Here is an 18,348-nt window from a genome sequence, read left to right as displayed (position 1 = left end):
ATGGCGGTCACGCTGTGCGTGCCACCGCGTGCTGGGGAGCTGTGCGCGCCGGTGCGCTTTCTGGTCCGTCAGGACTCCGTCGTGATGGAACTGACGGCGCGGCATCGGATTACCAGCGTCGAGTGGGACGAGCGAGAGCGCGCGGTGGCCATGGTCGTCGAGATCACCGACCCACAAACCGCGCGGCCGGTGGACGTGCGAATCGATGTCTTGGAAAGCGGGGCAGCGGGCGCGAAACCCGAGGATGCGCGGACGACGATGATCGGCACCATCGTTCGCGACGGACGGCAATGCGACGTACTGGGCACCTATTTAGGGGTAGTAGCAGATGAAAACTGAAGAGCCGCACGAGTGAGCGCAACGAAGCGCACCGCAGCGATCGTCGGGGTGCACAACACCCGGCAGGGACGGCGCCTGGACGGCGAAACCTCGCGCGGTTTGGCGATCAAGGCGATTCTGGGCGCGCTCGACGATGCCGGTCTGAGCCTGGACGACGTCGACGGCATCAGTGCGAGCCCACACTCGACCTCGTTGATCTACGACCTGCGGATCGGACCGGCTTGGCAGGGGCTGGCTTTCGGGGTCGGCATGGTCACCGAGGCGGTCACCGCGATCGAGCACGGCATGGCCGACGTCGTGGTACTGGTGGCCGCCCAAGCCGGTGAGTACCGCGATCACGAGGCCACGGCGCCATGGACCAGGCCCGAGAACGAATTCGTCGCGCCATGGGGAATGTTCACCACCGCCGAGTTCGCGCTCATCGCCCGACGGCACATGCACGTCTACGGCACCACACGCGAGCAGCTGTCCGTCGTGGCGGCCACCATCCGCAACAACGGATCGCAGAACCCCGAAGCCGTTTATTACCAACGGGGTCCGTTCAGTCCGGACGACATCACCGCATCGCGGCCGATCGCGGACCCGTTTCATCTCCTCGATTGCGCCACCACCTCCGAGGGCGGCTGTGCACTGGTCGTCGCGAACATCGACAAAGTCGATGCGGCACGTCGGCCGATTTACGTGCTCGGCAGCGGCGCGGACTTCCACGGCCCGTCGTATCAGCACCCACCGGCCTGGGACCTTGCCGGGCGGCGCGGTGATCACGGCCGCTACGTCAACGGTGTCGTCGGAAGACGCGCGGCCGAATGTGCGTTCCGCCACGCCGGCATCGGGCCTGATGACGTGGATGTACTGGAACTCTACGACCCGTTCTCGTTCGAAATCATCCGCCAGCTCGAGGCATTCGGCTTCTGTGGTGAGGGCGAAGGAGGGCCATTCGTCGCCGACGGCCACATCGCCGTTGGCGGCAGTCACCCGATCACCACCGATGGAGGAACCATGTCGTTCAGCCACGCCGGCGCCAATCCGCAAATGATGCAACGTGCCATCCGTGCCGTCCAGCAACTACGTGGTGAGGCGGGCGCGCTCCAAGTGCCCGATGCACATATTGCATTGTGCAGCAACGGGGGAGCAGGCGCTTTGTTCACCACGGTGCTGCTGGTCGGGGACGAGCCGCTGTGACCGCCGAATCTTTGCGACCGCAGACCGGTCCGTTGCCGCACGCGAATAGTCACCTCAGCGTGCCGTTCTGGCAGGGATGTCAATCGGGGGAGCTGCGCTACCAGCGGTGCGACGCGTGTGGACTGGCCAATTTCCCGCCGACCGAGCACTGCCGCCAATGCCTTTCGGCCGAACTGGGCTGGACGAAAAGTGCTGGAGTGGGCGAGATCTACAGCTGGACGGTGGTCTACCGGCCCGTCACGCCGGAGTTCGAACCGCCCTACGCGCCCGCCATCGTCACCCTGGATGAGGGCTACCAGATGCTCACCAACGTCGTCGGTGTGGCGCCCGGCGATCTGGCCATCGGTATGCGCGTGCGGGTGCACTTCCAGGTCGTTGGTCCGGACCTGACGTTGCCGTACTTCACCAGTCAGAAATAGACGGCCGTGAGTCCCCGGCGCACCACCAACGGCCTACCGGTAACGGCCTATCTGGTGCTGGGTGTGCTGGCGGCCAACGATGAGCAACTGACCGCCGGCGAGATCAAGATGCGCGCCGAGCTGACCGTGGGCCACTTCTACTGGTCGCCGTCGGTCAGTCACGTGCGGCGCGAACTGAACAGACTGTTGGCGCGGGGGATGGTCAGTGAAATCGGCGCTCAGTCCGGCAAGCGCGCGATCACGTTGTATGAGACCACGGATTCCGGGCTCGATGCCCTTCGTCGGTGGGTCCAGCACTTTCCGGGCGACGATCAGGTCGTCATCAAGCACCCCGTCATCCTGCGAACCTGGCTCGCGCGGGGCGAAGATCCCGAACGCGTCGTCGACACGTTGGACCGCCATCTCGACGCGACCCGGGCTCGGCTGGACGAGGCCCTGTGGTCGCGCCAGCGTTCCCGCGAACTCGGCATCACCGACGATCCGGACCAGCGCTTCTCGTTTGCCGTCCTGGACTACGCGATCCGTGGGTTGTACGCCGAGATCTCCAACATCGCGCAGCTGCGCGACGAGATCGCCAGCGGCACAACCCGAGATCCGGTCAAACGGGTGCCGCGGGCGAAGGGGCAGATCCGCCGTCGGGCACCGAAAGACTAGCCGCGGACGAAGCGATCCGGTAGGCCGTGCCGCGTGGCTCGCGTACCCAGAGAGTCTCGCCCGCACCGATGGCCGTCGCCTGGGCGATCAGTTGGCGCTTGAGGACCTTGTGGGTGGCGGTGCTGGGCAGGTCGGTCGCGATACGCACGTATCGCGGCCGCGCCTTGGGGGACAGATCGGGCTGCGCGTCGAGGAACGCTTCGAACGTATCGGGATCGAGAGTCTGGCCATCATTGAGCACGACAGCGACCATCACCTGGTCGCCCACATGCTCGTCCGGGACGGCATACACGGCGACACGGTTGATCACGCCGTGGCGCAGCAGGATTCGCTCGATCGGTGCGGCGGCCATGTTTTCGCCGTCCACCCGCATCCAGTCGGCGGTGCGGCCGGCGAGGTAGATCCATCCGTCGGCATCGCGATAGGCGAGATCTCCTGACCAGTACATGCCATGGCGCAGGCGTTCGGCGTTGGCCGCGGGATCGTTGTAATACCCGGTGAAGAAGCCCGATCCCGTCGTGTTGACCAACTCGCCCACGGCCTCGTCGGCGTTGGCGAGCGCGCCGTTGGCGTCGAAATGTGCCACCGCACACTCGGTGATGGTGTCGCTGTTGTAGATCGCGATCCCGTCGATGCCTCTGCCGATCGAGCCCTTCGGCGTGCCGTCTTCGCGGATCACGATGACCGCGTTCTCCGTCGAGCCGAAGCCGTCCTCCACCTGGACACTGAAGCGGCGCCCGAATTCTTCGATGTCCTTGTCGTTGGCCTCGTTGCCGAACGCCACCCGCAATGGGTTGTCCGCGTCGTCGTCACGTTCGGGGGTGGCCAGGATGTAGGCGAGCGGCTTGCCGACGTAGTTCATGTAGGTCGCGCCGTGGCGGCGGACATCGTCGAGGAAGTTGGTCGCCGAGAACTTCGCCGGCACGATCGCGGCGCCGGAGACCACCGCGGGCGCCCATCCGGCGACGACCGCGTTGGAGTGGAACAGCGGCATGGACACATAGCAGGTGTCCTGTTCGGAGAGTGCGAAGCGCTGGACCAGGTTGGTGCCGGCGAACATCGCCATCAGGTGTGACACCTGAACCGCCTTGGGATTTCCGCTTGTCCCCGAGGTGAAGATCATCATGAACGCGTCCGTCGCGCTGACTTCCCGATGCGGAATCAGTTCGCCGGCAGCACCGGTGAATTCGGCCCATTGCGGCGTCGAGGTGTCGAGGATCTGCGTCCCCTCGAGGTTCAACCCGTCCAACAGCGGCCGGTGTTCGGCGTCGGTCACCACGAACTGGCAGTCAGCCCGCCGGACGTCGGCGGCCAGCGCCTCGCCCCGGCGGGTGTTGTTCAGACCGCACAGCACATAGCCGCCGAGTCCGGCCGCCGCCATCTGGTTGAGCATCTCCGGGGTGTTGCCCAACAGCGCGCCGACGTGCATCGGTCGTTGCGGATCGGCAGCGCCGATCAGGGCCGCCGCTCGGGCGGTTGCCTGTTCCAGGTGCTGGCTCCAACTCCATTGCAGATCGCGATGTTTCACGGCGACGTTCGGATCCGACAGGCGCCGTCGCAGGAACGCCTGCATCGTGTCGTCAGCCATCGAGATTCACCTTCACTCTGCCCACCCTTACGAGACGAGACGGTCCGTCTTATATTAGCGGGTCGATTCGCGCAGTAATTCACGTGCTGCTACGAAGTCGACGGGAGGTCGCCCGACGACGCTGATGAATACGATGCCCAGTGCACGCATGAGCGCGCCGGGCAGTTCCCTACCCGCCCACCATCATCAGGCCGCCGTCCACGGCCAGCAGCTGCCCGGTGATGAAGCCCGATCCCAATCCGGCCAGGAAAACCAGCATCGGGCCGACATCGCGGGCCGGATCTCCCAACGTTCCACCAAGCGGAATCATCATTTTCATCTGCTGGTCGATCAGCGCGGCGGCCTCCGGGCCGAGGAAATCCCGGAGCCGATCAGCACCCGGCGTCTGCACCGCGGGCGCGAGAGCGTTGACGGTGACATTGTCGGCGGCCCAGGCCTTGGCGGCCGATCGCGTCCAGGCCTGCACCGCCCCCTTGGTCGCGGCATAAACAGCCGAAATTGGGCTGCCCATAACGGCTTCGGAGGACCCGAAGTTGATGATCCTGCCGCCCTTGGGATCTTGATCTTTCATGACGCCATACGCGGCCTGATTGGTCAGGATGGTCGCCTTGACGTTGGTGTCCAACAGGAATGAAATGTCGTCGGCGCCGATATAGCCCGGTATCCCGGCCTGCCACAGCCCCGCGGCGTTCACCAGGACATCGAGCCCGCCAAGCTGCTCGGCGGTGTGTTGAACCATCGCCGAGACGGCATCGGCATCCCGCACATCGCATTGCGTCCAGCTGGCGGCGAGGCCCTCGGGTGGCGGCGTCTGGTGATAAGTCGCGGCGACGTCAGCCCCCGCCGCGGTGAGAACCGCGACGGCGGCCGCACCGATTCCGGTCGCTCCACCGGTCACCAGGATTCGTCGGTCGTTGAGCGGTGACGTCACGTCTGCCATGGCCGAAACGCTATACGGCCTGGGCAACCGCCACTGCACCGCCTTGAAAGAGGTGAGCGCGCTAGGCGCGCACCGCGATCGTCGACATCAGATCGGCGAGCCGGTCCGGCTGGTCCACCATCGAGAACGTCCGCGCGCCGTCGATGACTTCGAGGCGGGCGTTGGGGATGGTAGCGGCCAGACGCCGGCCGTCCTCCTGTGGAAAGAACACATCGTCGGCCGACCAGGCGACAAGGGTGGGTATGTCGATCTCGTGCAGCCGGGCCGCGACACCGGTGGCGACCTCCGAGCGCAGCGACAGGGTGAATTGGCGCAGGTCTTCGGCGATCGCCGGGTCGCTTTGTGCCGGGCGGACCCAGAGCTGGGTCAGGTGGTCAATGTCGCTGTGCGCCAGTCCGTTGAAGGCACGCTTGCGCACCAGCGGCGCCCGGACAGCCTGGATTGCAGTCCGAAACAGCGGCTTCGCCTGTGCCGCCATGATGAGCGGCTTGAGGATGGGAGGCGGAAAGTGTTCGAACGCATCGCAACTCGTGAACACAAGTCCGCCAAGGCGCTCGGGATAGTGCACGGCCACGAGTTGGGTGACCAATCCGCCGGTGTCGTTGCCGACCAGCACCACGTCCTCGAGGTCGAGGGCGGCAAGCACGTCGGCTACGACGCGCGCCACACCGTAGATGGTTCGGTCGGCGCCGGGGCGCAGCGGTTGTGTGTGCGCCCCGAAAGGAAAGGTGGGGGCGATGCACCGCAGACCCAAGGCGGCGAGGCGCTCGCTGACCAGACGCCAGAGCTCCCTACCCATCATGTAGCCGTGCACGAACACAACTGGCCTGCCGTTCTCGGGTCCGATTGCTTCGTAGTGGATGGTTCCGGCGCTAATGTCGATCGTCGACATGGATGACTCCTACTAGGGTTAGTCTTACAAACAGACTGTCTGTTCGTAAGTTACCAACAGGTTGTATGGAAAGCAAGAGACGCACTCAGGAGGAGCGCTCCGCGGCGACCCGCGACGCGCTGATCTCGGCTGCCCGCCGGCTGTGGGGACAGCGGGGTTACGCGGAGGTGGGAACGCCCGAGATCGTCACCGCCGCGGGCGTTACGCGGGGGGCGATGTACCACCAATTCGCCGATAAGGCAGCGCTATTCAGTGAGGTTGTCGAAGCCGTCGAGCAGGATGTCATGGCCCGGATGGCCACCATCGTGGCCGCCTCGGGCGGGACATCACCGGCGGACGCAATTCGCGCCGCCGTCGACGCCTGGCTGGAGGTCTCCGGCGATCCGGAGGTACGTCAGTTGATCCTGTTGGATGCACCGAGCGTGCTCGGCTGGGCCGGCTTCCGTGACGTCGCGCAGCGATACAGCCTGGGCATGACCGAGCAGTTGCTCGGGGAGGCCATCAAGGCTGGCCAGCTGGCTCGGCAACCGGTGCGGCCGTTGGCGCATGTGCTGATTGGCGCGCTCGATGAGGCGGCCATGGTCATCGCCACCGCCGACGACCCCAAACGCGCCCGCCGCGAGACGGCGCAGGTGCTACACCGGCTGATCGACGCGATGCTGCACGACCCGACGCGTTGACAAACGGTGACGAGGTTGGCCGACCGGCTCAGGCGGGGGCCATGTTGGTCGTCGCGCCGGGCCCGGGGATGACTCTGACTGTCCGTGGAACGAGATCGTCGCCGCAGTAGGCACACACCATTCTGTGGCCGGCGGCGTGGCCGCATTCGTGTTCGAAGATCAGCGGAGGGCCACCGGGCGGCGCCGCGTACCGGTCGCCCCACGCCATCAGGGCGCTCAGCACCGGGAATAGGTCTTTTCCCTTGCGGGTGAGTCGGTAATCGTTCCGGTTGCCGGCACCGGTGTAAGGGGTCTTCTCGACGATGCCCTCATCCACCAATTTCTGAAGGCGAACTGTCAGAACATTTTTGGCGACGCCCAGTTTGCGTTGGAGTTCGGCGAAACGATGGGGCCCGGTCAACAGGTCGCGAACGATCAGCAGTGTCCAGCGCTCACCGACAACTTCCAACGCGCGAGCAACCGAGCAGTTCTCGCCGCTGTACTCACTATTGAGCATGTGCGTGAGACTACTCTAAGTTGCGTGACAAGACCAAGTGTGCGTGATCGATACCAGACGCGCGGGTGGTTGTGAGTGATTCCGAGCCTATCCTGCGGCGTTAAACCCACTGTCCATGACCGAGTATCGCTAGGTATTCAACCGCCGGAGTCATCTCGGGTCTCGATACGTGCGGCCGATAATCAGTTGCGTCATAAAACCTTGATTGCTAGGCTGGCGGTGGCCTAAGGAGACAACACATGACGCAATGCACGCCGGCGGCGCTCGATACCGCCGCAATCATGGCCCGGGTTAAGGAGATCGACCCAATTGTGCGCGAGCACGCCGCCCAGGCCGAGCGTGAACGCAGGTTGAGCTCCGCGGTTGTCGATGCGCTGCGATGGTCGGGCGTATTCCGGATGGCGATGCCGGCGGCCTGGGGCGGCCCGGAAACCGACGTCGGTAAACAGGTCGAGATCATCGAGGCACTCGCGCGGGCCGACGCGTCCGCGGCCTGGTGCGCAATGATCGGTTCAGAGAGCGGGTTCTTCGCGTCATACATCGACGAGCCTGCGTCCCGGCGCTTGTTCCCCTCGTTGGACACGATTGTCGCGGGCTTTCAGGGGCCGTCGGGAGTGCTCGAGGTCTGCGACGGTGGTTACCGCTTGTCGGGCCGCTGGTCGTTTGGCAGCGGGGTCACTCATGCCGACGTCATCTTGGGCGGCGCGACGGTGACAGAGAACGGCGAGCCGCGACGCACCAAGAGCGGAAGGCCGGATGTGCGGGTGGCCATGCTGCCCGCTACGCAGTGGCAGGTGTTGGAAACGTGGGACCCAGATGGCCTGGCCGGCAGTGGAAGTCATGACTACACGATTGCCGATGCATTCGTCCCGGATGAGTACACCTGGGTTCCCGGACACTACAGGCGGCCCGAGCCGCTGTATTCCTGGTTTGGCCTGGCTCCCAGCGCGGGCGTGGGCGTGGCGCTCGGGGTGGCCGCCGAGGCTTTCGATGTGGCTCGCAGCTCGCTGCAGGAAAAGTACAGCAAGGTGCTGATGGGCTCGGTTACGGGAGAACCCAATGTTCGTGCGGCCCTGGCTCGGGCCGCGGCGTTGATCGGGTCGACGCGCAGCTATGTCTACGACACGCTGGGCGGATTCTTTGCCACCGTTCAGGCGGGCGATGAACCCTCCTTCGATCAGCGGGCGCAATGGGCGGGATGCGTTGTCCACACGGGAACGACTTGTCGAGACGCCGTGCAAATGCTGGTCGACGCGGTCGGTTCGGCTGCGCTGCAACGCTCCTCCCCGCTGGGCCGACAACTGCGTGACCTCAACATGATCGCCCAGCATGGACTGACCAACCAACGGGTGTGGGAATGGGCCGGCGGACTCTACTTCGGCAACCGCCCGCCCTACCCCGCCTATTGAGGCGCCGCGCGACGTTTCAGTCGCCGCGAACCTGAGCGACTCCCGCGATGACGCCCTGGATGAGTCGGTCGAGGTGCTCGGCGCTGTCGACGACCGGTCGGCCGGCAACGAACGTCATCATCACCCCGTTGATGTAGGTGAGGGTGGCCATCGCTTGGTCCTCGATCAACCCCGGATCCGGTGTGCTTCCCGCGGGATGCCATTGGGTGACAACCTCGCGGGCCAGCGTGTAGAGCCGGTCGGAAGACTCGCTGAGGCTGGTTGCCAATTCGGGATCGCGGCTGGCGAGCAACATGAGTTCATAGCGTGCCTTGGCGCGGGTCAGCCACGGTTCGCTGTTCACGTACATCACAATCCGGGCCAGGCCCGCCGTGCCGGTGAATGGGGTTGACTGCGAGCCGGCCAGTTCGGTCATCAACGAGAAGTCGGCGACGTCGAGCTCGGCGAGCCGCTCCGCGACCGCATGCAGTAGTGCTCGGCGGGTGCGGAAGTAGAACGATGTGCTGCCGGCGGGCACGTCGGCGCGTTCGTCGACCTTCGGATGGCTCACGCCGTGTACACCGTTGCTGCCCAGCAAGTCGATGGCGGCGTCGGTGAGGTGTCGACGCCGCTCGGGTGCGTTGTGCTTCCTGCGTGCACTGGTCGCCATGGCGATCTCGATGTTATGAGCGATTCAGAACTGACCGCAGTTTGGTGCGGTGGGCTCGCCATTGAAGCGGGCGGCGATCCATTGCATGGCCGGTTCACCGTCGACGAGCATCGGCAGCGCGTGGTTGATGATCAGCTTGTTGAGGAACGGTGGTTCCTCGTTGGTGCGGAATTCCACGTCGGCGCCCTGCGCGCACCAGTCGCGGCCGAGTTGGTTTGCCGCGGTCCACGGCACCAGCGAGTCGTAGCGGTTGCTGTTGATCAGCACCGGCGTGCTGGGTTTGTAGCGTCCGAGTTTCTGCTCTTCGAACATCGTGTTGAAGGGTTCTTCGTTGACCAATTGATAAATGTCTTCGGTGAAGTAGGGGCGCAGATGGCGAAACATGAAATCCAGCAGGGTCTGTCCGACGCACTGGCGCGACGCCGATTCGAGCATCGCCAGCCCGCGGGGTGTCATTTTGGAGCGGATGAAGTCGGCGAACTCGGGATATTCGGCCATCACACCGTTGAGGGCGTAGCCGACGGCGCCGACCAAGACGCTGCCGTCGGCGTAGGGCAGGAGTTCCTTCAGGTTGGCCGTAGGCGCACCGGCGTACGTGCCCACGATGTGCAGCTCCGGGGCATACGACGGGGCAAGCTCCACCGCTGACGCCGTCGCCCCGCCACCTTGCGAATAGCCCCAAAAAGCCACGGGTCCATGCGGATCCAGTGAGGTGTCAGGCAGACGCATTGCGGCACGGGCGGCATCGAGTACGGCCTGTCCCTCCGCTACGCGACCCACATACGTGTGCATCGACGGCGTCCCCAGGCCCTCGTAGTCGGTCATCACAATGGCGAAACCACGGGCAACCATCGTCGCGACGAACAGCTCCTCGTAGTTGAACATGATGTCCCAGCCGCCCGAATAGTGGATGCCCTGGTTGAACATTCGCGAGGGGGCACATTGATTGCCCTGACCTTGAGTGCCGGGCGCATAGCTGATCAGCGGGCGTGGGCCGCGGCCCGGCCACGCGTTGTAGGGCTCGAAGTAGGTGCCGGTGACCGCGATCGGATTGCCGCGAGTGTCGTTGCTGCGGTACATGATTCGGGTGCCGGTGGCCATGATCGCGCCTAGCTGACCCGACGGCTCCAGAACCAGCCTCGACGGCTCGGTGCGGATCAGGTCGCCCGGCTTCCCAGGTGGTAGCGGATCCGGCGGGGTGTAGAACGCGGCATACTGCGGCTCATCCCCGCCGTCGGCTCGCGCATTACCGATGCAGATCAGCGCTGAAACGAACACGAGAAGTATTGCGAAGATTCCCCCACCGCGGCGCATCACGAAACGGTAACAATGTATGGGTCGCCAGCGGAAGGGGAATCTCTAAAATTTTAGAGATTTGCTCGGGTGAACGCTTTTAGCGGTGGCTTCATATGTTGTTGTCAGCGGAATCCACTGCACGACCTCAGGAGTCGAAAGGTGCTAGCCGCACGGCCAACGGCAATCCACAGCGGACGAGCAGGCCCATGCGGCCCGCCGGTACCGCTGCGGCCTCCGCGCGGATCATGCTCACCAGTTCGCGTTTGAAATCGCCTCGTGGGTAACGGCGCAGCGTCTCGGCTACGTTGCCGGGGGCGATGTCCCAGATGCGCAATCCCGCGCCGTCGGCCATCGCGCCCCATTGCAGATAGCAGCCCATCGCGCCGTCGGCGTCCACCTGGATTCCCGGTGTCGCATGCACACAGATGCCGTCGGCGAGCAGATTCGCACTCTGGTCATCGACACCGGCGGCCTGCGCGCAGGCGAACATCTGGTCGGCACTGCCGAGGGTGAAATCGCGGTTGGCCGTTGGGTTGACGATGCCGTAGTCGTGCAGCAGCGCCCCGCAATAGAAGAGCTCGTCGTCCAGCTCGCATCCGTCGACCGCCGCGAGCGCATGCCCGAACAACCAAGTGCGGTAGGAGTGGCCCAGCAGGGCCGGCGGCAATTGGGCACACGCCTCTTCGGCCTCCCGCGCGAACCTGGAATCGGGTACTCGCAACGCGTCGAGATCAACGTGCGCGGCCGCCGCGGGGACCCGACCCAATGCGAGCTTGATCCGTCCCACGGCGTTCGTCCATTGCCCCGCCGCGGTCGCGAGCACGAGACGCCGACGCTCTGTACGCGACAACTGACCACCGGTGCGACGGGCCCAACCGAGGCCGCCGAGCCGCTGCGGATCCGGGGTGTGCGCGGCCAATCGTGTTGTCGCTAAGGCGTTCTGATGAACACGTCGTTGAGCGTGACGGTACGAAGATTCCGGTCGCGAATGGTGTCGATGAGTTGGGGATACACGTGCGTGACGGGCAGGTGATTCAGATGACCGATCACAATGTTTTGCGGAGTGAAGTACTCGTCGGCCATCTTGAGGATGTATTCCTCGGTGATCAGCGTGGAATCCGACAATGAACCCGACCAGAGGGTCGGGACGGTGTAGCCGAGCTCGTTCGCCACGGTGTCGACGACGCCGTTGTGTTTTCCATAGGGCGGCCGGTAGTACGGTTTCGCGCCGACGCCGTAGGTCGTCTTCAGGAACTCGTCATTGCGCTTAAGTTCGTCTTCGACCTTGCTTTGCGGCACCGTCGTCAGATCCGGGTGCGACCACGTGTGGTTGCCGAGCTGGATCTGCCCGGACTCCACCAGCGGCCGCAACAGATCCAGATTTTCGGTCCACGAGTCGTAGATGCCGTTGACGAAAAAGGTCATTCGGGCACCGGTGTCCTTGGCGAGCTGCGTGTAGGCACGCACCACATCGCTGTTGACCCCGTCATCGAGGGTCAGGGCGAGCAAGTCACCGTCTCCAGGGATCTTCATCAGGGCGCCACCGCCAGGCAGCGGGATGCGAGCACTCAGCGGTGGCGGTGGCAACAAACCGACCGGCGAAGGGGCGACCGGGCCGGAGGTCGCGGCCGAGTCCAGGGGCACCTGGGCAAACGTGCGCGGTTGCGGGTCGACGATCAGGCGCGCCGCGCCCACGGCGGCAACGGTGGCCGCGGCCAGCGAGCCGAGGAATCGACGGCGCTTCATCTCTGCCTGCTCGGCGGTGCGGTGGACCACCCGCGACGACTGCCGTCTGTTTGCCGCGCGGTGGCCGCCAGGCGAGCCCGCGTACGGGTCGCCTACCTCGCCAAACTTCGCAGCCACAGCAGCGAACCGTACCATCGCGCGTCCCAATATGTCGGCTACGTTACGGGAGGGTCAGCTGTGAATTTCCATTGAAAATGGCGCAGAGCTGCGCCGGCCACGGATGTGGTCTCGGCAGCGACCGGATCAATGCGGCTCCCCGGTGCCCCGTTGCGGCAACTGCACCGGCTCGACGTCGGGGGTTCCCAGCGTCGCAGCGAGCCATGGCAACGACGCCGCGAATGCTTGGGCGGCGAATGGCCAGTCGTGTTTGCCTGGCTGCGTCACCACCGCGCAGCTAATCCCATTGGCGCCGGCGATGGTGCACAAAGCGTTGGCGGCAGCGTCCTGGCCCTCAGGGTTGGCCGCACTGGTACTTCCGAGGCTGGGATTAGCGGCCTGCGCGACGCTGTGTGCACCGGGTGGGGTGGGGATGTCGAACCATCCCGACAACCCGGTGTAGCGGCCGTGCCGAGTCATCACGGTGAGCGGGTCGTATTCCGCCCACGCGGTGGTATCGCCGCCGAACAACTGGGCGATGGTGTGTTCCTTGCTGCCGATGTTGGCCCGGAAGTCGCCGGCGATGTCCACGAAGGCGCTGAACAACTCCGGATGCATGACGGACAAGGTGACGGCGCAGGTACCGCCCATGGACCATCCGGCGACTCCCCAATTCGCCCGGTCGGCGCTGACCCCGAAGTTCGAGACCATGAACGGCACCACATCTTTTGTCAGGTGATCGGCGGCGTTACCGCGGCTCCCATTGACGCACTCGGTGTCGTTGTCGAACGAGCCGGTGGCGTCGACAAACACGAACACCGGGGCGAAACCGTGATGGCTGGCGGCGAAGCCGTCGATGGCGGTGAAGGCGCCGCCGGGCCCTAGCCAGTCGGAAGGGAGGTTGAACGCCGAGCCGATCATCATGACCGTCGGCAGGCGGGGCGGCGGGTTGGTGTTGAACCACGCCGGAGGCAGGTAGACGAGTTCCTGACGGTGCGGAAAGTGGGATGCGTCGGAGTCGATGTTGACCGGCACCACGACCCCTTTGTCCGGCCTGGTGCCGGCGACCTGCATCGCGGTGACGCGCAGCCGGTCGATCTGATCGGGCAGGGGCTCGGAAGTCAGCTGATTCCAGGCGGCGAGCACGGTGGGGAAATAGCCGACCCAAAGGTTCAAGGACATGCTCGCGCACAGTGCGCACAGCGGGACGGAAACAAGCGCGAGCCCCCGGCGCCACCAGCGGGCGCCCTTCCACCCCAGCACCAGCACCGCGGCGGTCAATCCGCTCATCGCGATCCACAGCCACAGCGACTTAGGTGCCGGGTCCCCGGCTACTCCGAGCGAGGCGATGTACCAGTACGCCAGCGCGGTCACTGCGACCGCGGCGACCAGCGCCACCGGCAGCGCGCGCTGCCACCAACTCCGCCTGCGCCAGTCGATGACGATCAGCGCCACCAGCAACGCGAACACTTGCGTTGCGAGTGGCAACCAGCCGTGCAGCAAGGACAGTTGTCCGAGGAATTGGGGCAAACGTCGAGACCTTAAAGCTATGGAACCCGGGAGGCCAGGCTCACTATCCCATATCGTCCGAACGGATCGTGCTCGTGAAGGAGCGCAGCCGCAGGCTGTTGCCGACGACGAACACACTGGAGAAGGCCATCGCGGCGCCCGCGAGCATCGGATTGAGCAGGCCGAGCGCGGCGAGCGGGATCGCGGCGACGTTGTAGCCGAACGCCCAAAACAGGTTCATCTTGATGGTGGCCAGTGTCTTGCGGGAGAGCCGGATTGCGTCCGCGGCGGCGCGCAGGTCTCCACGGACCAATGTCAGATCGGCGGCTTCGATCGCGACGTCCGTACCGGTGCCCATCGCAAGACCCAGATCGGCGGTGGCCAGTGCGGCGGCGTCGTTGACCCCGTCGCCGACCATCGCGACGACCTTGCCGTCGGACTGCAAACGCTGAATCACGGCGACCTTGTCGGCGGGCATGACCTCGGCGATGACGTGCGCAACCCTGAGCTCGCCGGCGACGCGGTTTGCCACGTTCTCGTTGTCACCCGTCAGCAGGACCGGCGTCAGGCCAAGCCGCTTGAACTGTCGGATGGCCTCGGCGCTGGTGGGCTTGACGGTGTCGGCGATCACCAGGATCCCGCGCGCGCTACCCTCCCAGCCGACGGCGACGGCGGTTTTGCCTTCGCTCTCGACGCGAACTTTCGCGGCCGACAGCGTCGGGTCGAGGTGCTGGGCCCAGTCGGCCAGCAGGCTCTCGCGGCCGACGACGACGCTATGGCCGTCCACGATGCCTTGCACGCCTTTGCCTTCCACGTTCGCGAAACCGTCAGGCACCGGCAGGGACCCGAGTTCGGCGGCGGCGGCCTTGGCGATTGCCTGAGCGACGGGATGTTCGGAGGCGTCCTCCAGTGCTCCGGCGTAGCGCAGCAGCGTTGCGCGGTCCGTGTCCGGCGCGGTGATGACCTCGACGAGGGTCATCTTGCCGGTGGTCACGGTGCCCGTCTTGTCGAGCACGATCGTGTCGACCCTGCGGGTGGACTCCAGCACCTCGGGTCCCTTGATGAGCACGCCGAGTTGGGCCGCGCGACCCGTGCCGACCAGCAGTGCGGTCGGAGTGGCCAGCCCGAGTGCGCACGGGCAGGCGACGATGAGCACCGCGACCGCGGCCGTGAACGCCGCGGCGATCGGGAATCCGGCGGCGAGCCACGCCGCGAGGGTGGCCACGGCGATGGCGATGACGATCGGAACGAAGACTCCGGAGACACGGTCCGCGAGCCTTTGCACCTTGGCCTTGCCCGATTGGGCGGCTTCGACCAGCTTGCCCATCTGCGCCAGCTGGGTGTCCTCGCCGACCCGGGTCGCACGCACGACGAGCCGCCCGCCCGCGTTGACGGTGGCACCAGCCACGGCGTCGCCCTCGCCGACTTCGATCGGAACGGACTCGCCGGTGAGCATCGAGGCATCCACGGCCGACGAGCCGGAGACGACGATCCCGTCGGTCGCGATCTTCTCGCCGGGACGCACGACGAACTCGTCGCCGACTTTGAGCTGGTCGATCGAGATGCGCGTCTCGGCGCCGTCCCGCAGCACCGCGACGTCCTTGGCGCCGAGCTCCAGCAGGGCGCGCAAGGCGGCACCGGCGCGCCGCTTGGAGCGCTTCTCGAAGTAGCGGCCGGACAGGACGAACAAGGTCACGCCGGCGGCCACTTCGAGGTAGATGTTGCCCGCGCCGTCACTGGGTGTGACGGTCAGCGCGAAGCCGTGGCGCATGCCCGCCTCGCCGGCCGTCCCGAAGAACAGGGCATACAGCGACCAGAGGAACGCCGACAGGGTGCCGATCGAAATCAGCGTGTCCATGGTGGCGGCGCCGTGCTTGAGGTTGGCCCAGGCGGCGGCGTGGAATGGCCGGCCGGCCCACACGACCACCGGTGCGGCCAGGGCCAGCGACGCCCACTGCCAGTAGCGGAATTGCAGGGCCGGGATCATCGCCATGGCGATCACCGGGGTGGCGAGCACTATCGAGGTGATCAGGCGACTACGCAGCGACTCCAGCTCGAGGTCGTCGGCCGCGGCGGGTTGCTCGTGCCGCTGCGGCAGAACAGCGGTATAGCCGGCCTTTTCCACCTCGGCGACCAGCGACTGCGGGTCGTATCCCGCCGGGACGGTGACGCTGGCTCGTTCCATCGCGAAATTCACGGTCGCCGTCACGCCGTCGAGTTTGTTCAGCGCCTTCTCCAGCCGGGCCGCGCAGGAGGCACACGTCATCCCGGCGATGTCCAGCTCAAGGTTGCTGACCGCGCTCGTGGTCATGACGCTCCTTCCGATACCCCCCAGGGGTACATACCTCTCACTAACGTATACACCCCTGGGGGGTATTCCCGTCAAGACCTGGTCGCCGCGTGATGTCAGGACGATTCTGCCTGGTCGGCAGCGGCGGCGTGTGGCCGGGCATTCGGCGGTGGCCGCGCCGATCCCAGTGGGTCCGCCGGCGGACAGGAAGGTTTTGTCTTTCAGCCCGCCCATCAGCCCGCGAATCAGACGTATCCCACGCCGATGTCGACCGAAACCTGCGTAGCGGTGACCAATCGGGATTGGTCGGAGGCCAGCCACGCGACGGCATCGGAGATGTCTTCCGGCTGGGCGATGCCTTCGGGTAGCAGCGGCTTGTGCATGCCGCGTAGGTGCGGGTAGTCGTCGGCGGCCGACTGCAGCGCCTCGCGCATCCGGCCGGTGCCCATCGGGGTGGCGACCGCGCCCGGGTTCAGGCTGTTGACCCGGATGTTGTATCGGCCGAGTTCGGCGGCGAACGCGCGTGCCATCCCGACGACGGCGTGTTTGCTCGCCGTGTAATGGATCATGAACGACTGCATGTTGATGCCGGCGGCGGATCCGATCAGGATGATCGACCCGCCGCGACCGCCATCGATGATGTGATGGGCACCGGCCATCACGGTGTTCCAGGTGCCGATCACGTTGGTGTCGATGGTGTCCCGGAATGCCTGCGCGGTGATCTGATTCCACGGGGCCGGGCTGCAGATTCCGGCGTTGGCGACGATGACGTCCAGTCGGCCCAGCTCGACGACCGCCTGGTCGACGGCGGCTTTGAGCGCGTCGAGGTCGCGGATGTCGACCGCGGCGGTGATGACCTTTCGGCCGTTAGCGGTTACCAGCCGCGCCGTCTCCGCCAGGTCGTCTTGTGTGGGCGAGTCGTAGGGAACGCTGGGCGGCAGCGGGCCGGCGATATCGACCGCGATGATGTCGGCGCCTTCGGCGGACAGACGCACGGCGTGCGCCCGGCCTTGTCCACGTGCGGCGCCGGTAACCAATGCCACCTTCTCTGGGATTAACTGGCTCATCGGTCTTTTGAGCTCCTTTGCCTTCTAGTGGCCGGTGATCTTGTCGAGCGGGTTGGAGCGTTCGAGCATGCCATAGGCCTCCTCGCCGTCCCAGCTGTATCTGACCCCGGCCTGCTGCACCGCGGGGAAGCTCGCCATCTCCTGTTTGAGGGCTTGCATGGAATACATGTCATCGTTGTGATGAATGTCGTGCGTGGAAAACACTGTTTCACCGGCGATTTCAACGACACCCTCGGCGGTCTCCAAGACCAGCGAGACGTCCTCGCCCAACGGCTGCAGCCGAGTCAACCATGGGGCCCGCACCGCACGGGCCGGGATGAGGCCGCCGTCGCCGGTGAATACGAAGCCCTCGTTGAAGGTGGGCTCGCCGTCGGGACGCGGGGGGTAGGCGATGTAGCCGAACGCCCTCCCGCCGGGAAACACGGCCGACTGCCAGCAGTGCCCCCAGAAACCGGCCAGCTTGCGCACACCGGTGCGCCGGATGCGCAGCCCGCTGCCGGTGAACTCGTGCTGCTGGCCCGCGCTGCGGAATTCACCTGTGGCGGTGAACAATTGCTCGTAGCGCGGCCCGCCCATCATCTCACCGACGTTCGAGGTGCGCAGCTGGTTATCGGCATCGGCCTGCAGCGCCCCCTGTACCCAGGGTGGCACGGCCATCGTGGCTTCGACATGGAAACTGATGTCGACCGACGGACCCGCTTTCTTGCCGGCGACCAAATCGGCCGACGACGTCTGCACCGCCGGTCCGTCGTAGGACATCGTCCAGGTGTCGAAGGGCTCGTTACAGCGGAACACCAGGCCCCCGGCCCCCAATACGCTGGCGCGCCCGTCGGAACCCTCGGCGGGTAGCGACGGCCCGTTGGTGCGGAGCCGGTAGACCCGACCGTCGGGGAATGCGACATTGACTTGAATGTCGTGAGCTTCCCAGTTTGCGCCCACCGCCTCGATTCCGATGCGCGGCAAGCCAATCTCGCCGCGATCGTCGACCACCCAGAAGCTCACTGAGTCACGGATCTCCGGATCCTCCGGCCGCTGCGCCAGCAGGTACTCGCGTGCCGGATCGATACCCCCGGTCAGATCAACAGCCATCGAATAT

General features: G+C 65.6%; 18 protein-coding genes. 6 read left to right on the top strand and 12 right to left on the bottom strand.

Annotated elements, in window-relative coordinates; genetic code table 11:
- The 4 genes from ACTXG5_RS05460 to ACTXG5_RS05445 are packed head-to-tail and all read left to right on the top strand — an operon-like array spanning nt 1 to nt 2,594.
- On the top strand, nt 1-339 hold the full coding sequence (locus ACTXG5_RS05460; protein ID WP_445162722.1) for a hypothetical protein: 339 nt from the start codon (nt 1-3) through the stop codon (nt 337-339).
- Nucleotides 340-351: 12 nt separating this feature from the next.
- Nucleotides 352-1,521 carry a thiolase family protein gene (locus ACTXG5_RS05455; protein WP_445162721.1) on the top strand — a complete coding sequence of 390 codons (1,170 nt, stop codon included), beginning with the start codon at nt 352-354 and terminating at the stop codon, nt 1,519-1,521.
- Nucleotides 1,518-1,940, top strand: coding sequence for a Zn-ribbon domain-containing OB-fold protein (locus tag ACTXG5_RS05450; protein WP_445162720.1), 423 nt, complete (start codon nt 1,518-1,520; stop codon nt 1,938-1,940). Before ACTXG5_RS05455 ends, ACTXG5_RS05450 begins: the two co-directional genes overlap by 4 nt.
- A 6-nt stretch (nt 1,941-1,946) precedes the next feature.
- Nucleotides 1,947-2,594, top strand: a complete 648-nt coding sequence (locus ACTXG5_RS05445) for a PadR family transcriptional regulator (RefSeq protein ID WP_445162719.1) — start codon at nt 1,947-1,949, stop codon at nt 2,592-2,594.
- On the opposite strand, the gene fadD1 is transcribed toward ACTXG5_RS05445, so the two are convergent.
- The 3 genes from fadD1 to ACTXG5_RS05430 all read right to left on the bottom strand — a co-directional run bounded on the left by fadD1 (nt 2,539) and on the right by ACTXG5_RS05430 (nt 6,014).
- Nucleotides 2,539-4,182, bottom strand: a complete 1,644-nt coding sequence (gene fadD1 / locus ACTXG5_RS05440) for a fatty-acid--CoA ligase FadD1 (RefSeq protein WP_445162718.1) — start codon at nt 4,180-4,182, stop codon at nt 2,539-2,541. The genes ACTXG5_RS05445 and fadD1 overlap by 56 nt on opposite strands.
- Before the next feature lie 169 nt (nt 4,183-4,351).
- Nucleotides 4,352-5,122, bottom strand: coding sequence for an SDR family NAD(P)-dependent oxidoreductase (locus ACTXG5_RS05435; protein WP_445162717.1), 771 nt, complete (start codon nt 5,120-5,122; stop codon nt 4,352-4,354).
- A gap of 61 nt (nt 5,123-5,183) precedes the next feature.
- Complete coding sequence (locus tag ACTXG5_RS05430) at nt 5,184-6,014, bottom strand: alpha/beta fold hydrolase (protein ID WP_445162716.1); 831 nt, start codon at nt 6,012-6,014, stop codon at nt 5,184-5,186.
- Between the two features lie 65 nt (nt 6,015-6,079).
- Between ACTXG5_RS05430 and ACTXG5_RS05425 the strand changes: the two genes are divergently transcribed.
- A complete protein-coding gene (locus tag ACTXG5_RS05425; protein WP_445162715.1) occupies nt 6,080-6,694 on the top strand; it encodes a TetR/AcrR family transcriptional regulator in 615 nt (204 codons plus the stop codon).
- A gap of 28 nt (nt 6,695-6,722) precedes the next feature.
- Here ACTXG5_RS05425 and ACTXG5_RS05420 read toward each other — a convergent pair whose 3' ends face one another.
- Nucleotides 6,723-7,190 carry a winged helix-turn-helix transcriptional regulator gene (locus tag ACTXG5_RS05420; protein ID WP_445162714.1) on the bottom strand — a complete coding sequence of 156 codons (468 nt, stop codon included), beginning with the start codon at nt 7,188-7,190 and terminating at the stop codon, nt 6,723-6,725.
- Between the two features lie 239 nt (nt 7,191-7,429).
- On the opposite strand from ACTXG5_RS05420, the gene ACTXG5_RS05415 reads away from it, so the two are divergent.
- Nucleotides 7,430-8,599 carry an acyl-CoA dehydrogenase family protein gene (locus ACTXG5_RS05415; RefSeq protein WP_445162713.1) on the top strand — a complete coding sequence of 390 codons (1,170 nt, stop codon included), beginning with the start codon at nt 7,430-7,432 and terminating at the stop codon, nt 8,597-8,599.
- 16 nt (nt 8,600-8,615) lie between these two features.
- Here the strand turns inward: ACTXG5_RS05415 and ACTXG5_RS05410 are convergent, their stop codons facing one another.
- The 8 genes from ACTXG5_RS05410 to ACTXG5_RS05375 form a co-directional block, all read right to left on the bottom strand.
- The gene (locus ACTXG5_RS05410; protein WP_445162712.1) at nt 8,616-9,248 is read right to left on the bottom strand and encodes a TetR/AcrR family transcriptional regulator; all 633 of its coding nucleotides are present in this window, start codon (nt 9,246-9,248) and stop codon (nt 8,616-8,618) included.
- 24 nt (nt 9,249-9,272) lie between these two features.
- Complete coding sequence (locus tag ACTXG5_RS05405; RefSeq protein WP_445162711.1) at nt 9,273-10,562, bottom strand: lipase family protein; 1,290 nt, start codon at nt 10,560-10,562, stop codon at nt 9,273-9,275.
- A 127-nt stretch (nt 10,563-10,689) separates the two neighbouring features.
- Nucleotides 10,690-11,463 (bottom strand): HD domain-containing protein, encoded by a 774-nt coding sequence (locus tag ACTXG5_RS05400; protein WP_445162710.1) that lies wholly within the window; start codon nt 11,461-11,463, stop codon nt 10,690-10,692.
- A gap of 11 nt (nt 11,464-11,474) precedes the next feature.
- A complete protein-coding gene (locus ACTXG5_RS05395; RefSeq protein ID WP_445164272.1) occupies nt 11,475-12,290 on the bottom strand; it encodes a polysaccharide deacetylase family protein in 816 nt (271 codons plus the stop codon).
- A 243-nt stretch (nt 12,291-12,533) separates the two neighbouring features.
- Nucleotides 12,534-13,916: an alpha/beta hydrolase gene (locus tag ACTXG5_RS05390; RefSeq protein ID WP_445162709.1), complete on the bottom strand. Its 1,383-nt coding sequence runs from the start codon at nt 13,914-13,916 to the stop codon at nt 12,534-12,536.
- Nucleotides 13,917-13,959: 43 nt separating this feature from the next.
- Nucleotides 13,960-16,206: a heavy metal translocating P-type ATPase gene (locus tag ACTXG5_RS05385; protein ID WP_445162708.1), complete on the bottom strand. Its 2,247-nt coding sequence runs from the start codon at nt 16,204-16,206 to the stop codon at nt 13,960-13,962.
- A gap of 224 nt (nt 16,207-16,430) precedes the next feature.
- Complete coding sequence (locus ACTXG5_RS05380; protein ID WP_445162707.1) at nt 16,431-17,252, bottom strand: mycofactocin-coupled SDR family oxidoreductase; 822 nt, start codon at nt 17,250-17,252, stop codon at nt 16,431-16,433.
- A gap of 24 nt (nt 17,253-17,276) precedes the next feature.
- The gene (locus tag ACTXG5_RS05375; RefSeq protein WP_445162706.1) at nt 17,277-18,341 is read right to left on the bottom strand and encodes a hypothetical protein; all 1,065 of its coding nucleotides are present in this window, start codon (nt 18,339-18,341) and stop codon (nt 17,277-17,279) included.
- Nucleotides 18,342-18,348: the final 7 nt, after the last annotated feature.

The organism is Mycobacterium sp. Dal123C01 (assembly GCF_052566995.1).
The sequence above is the reverse complement of the archived record's forward strand: the minus strand, read 5'-3'. Positions and strand labels throughout refer to the sequence as shown.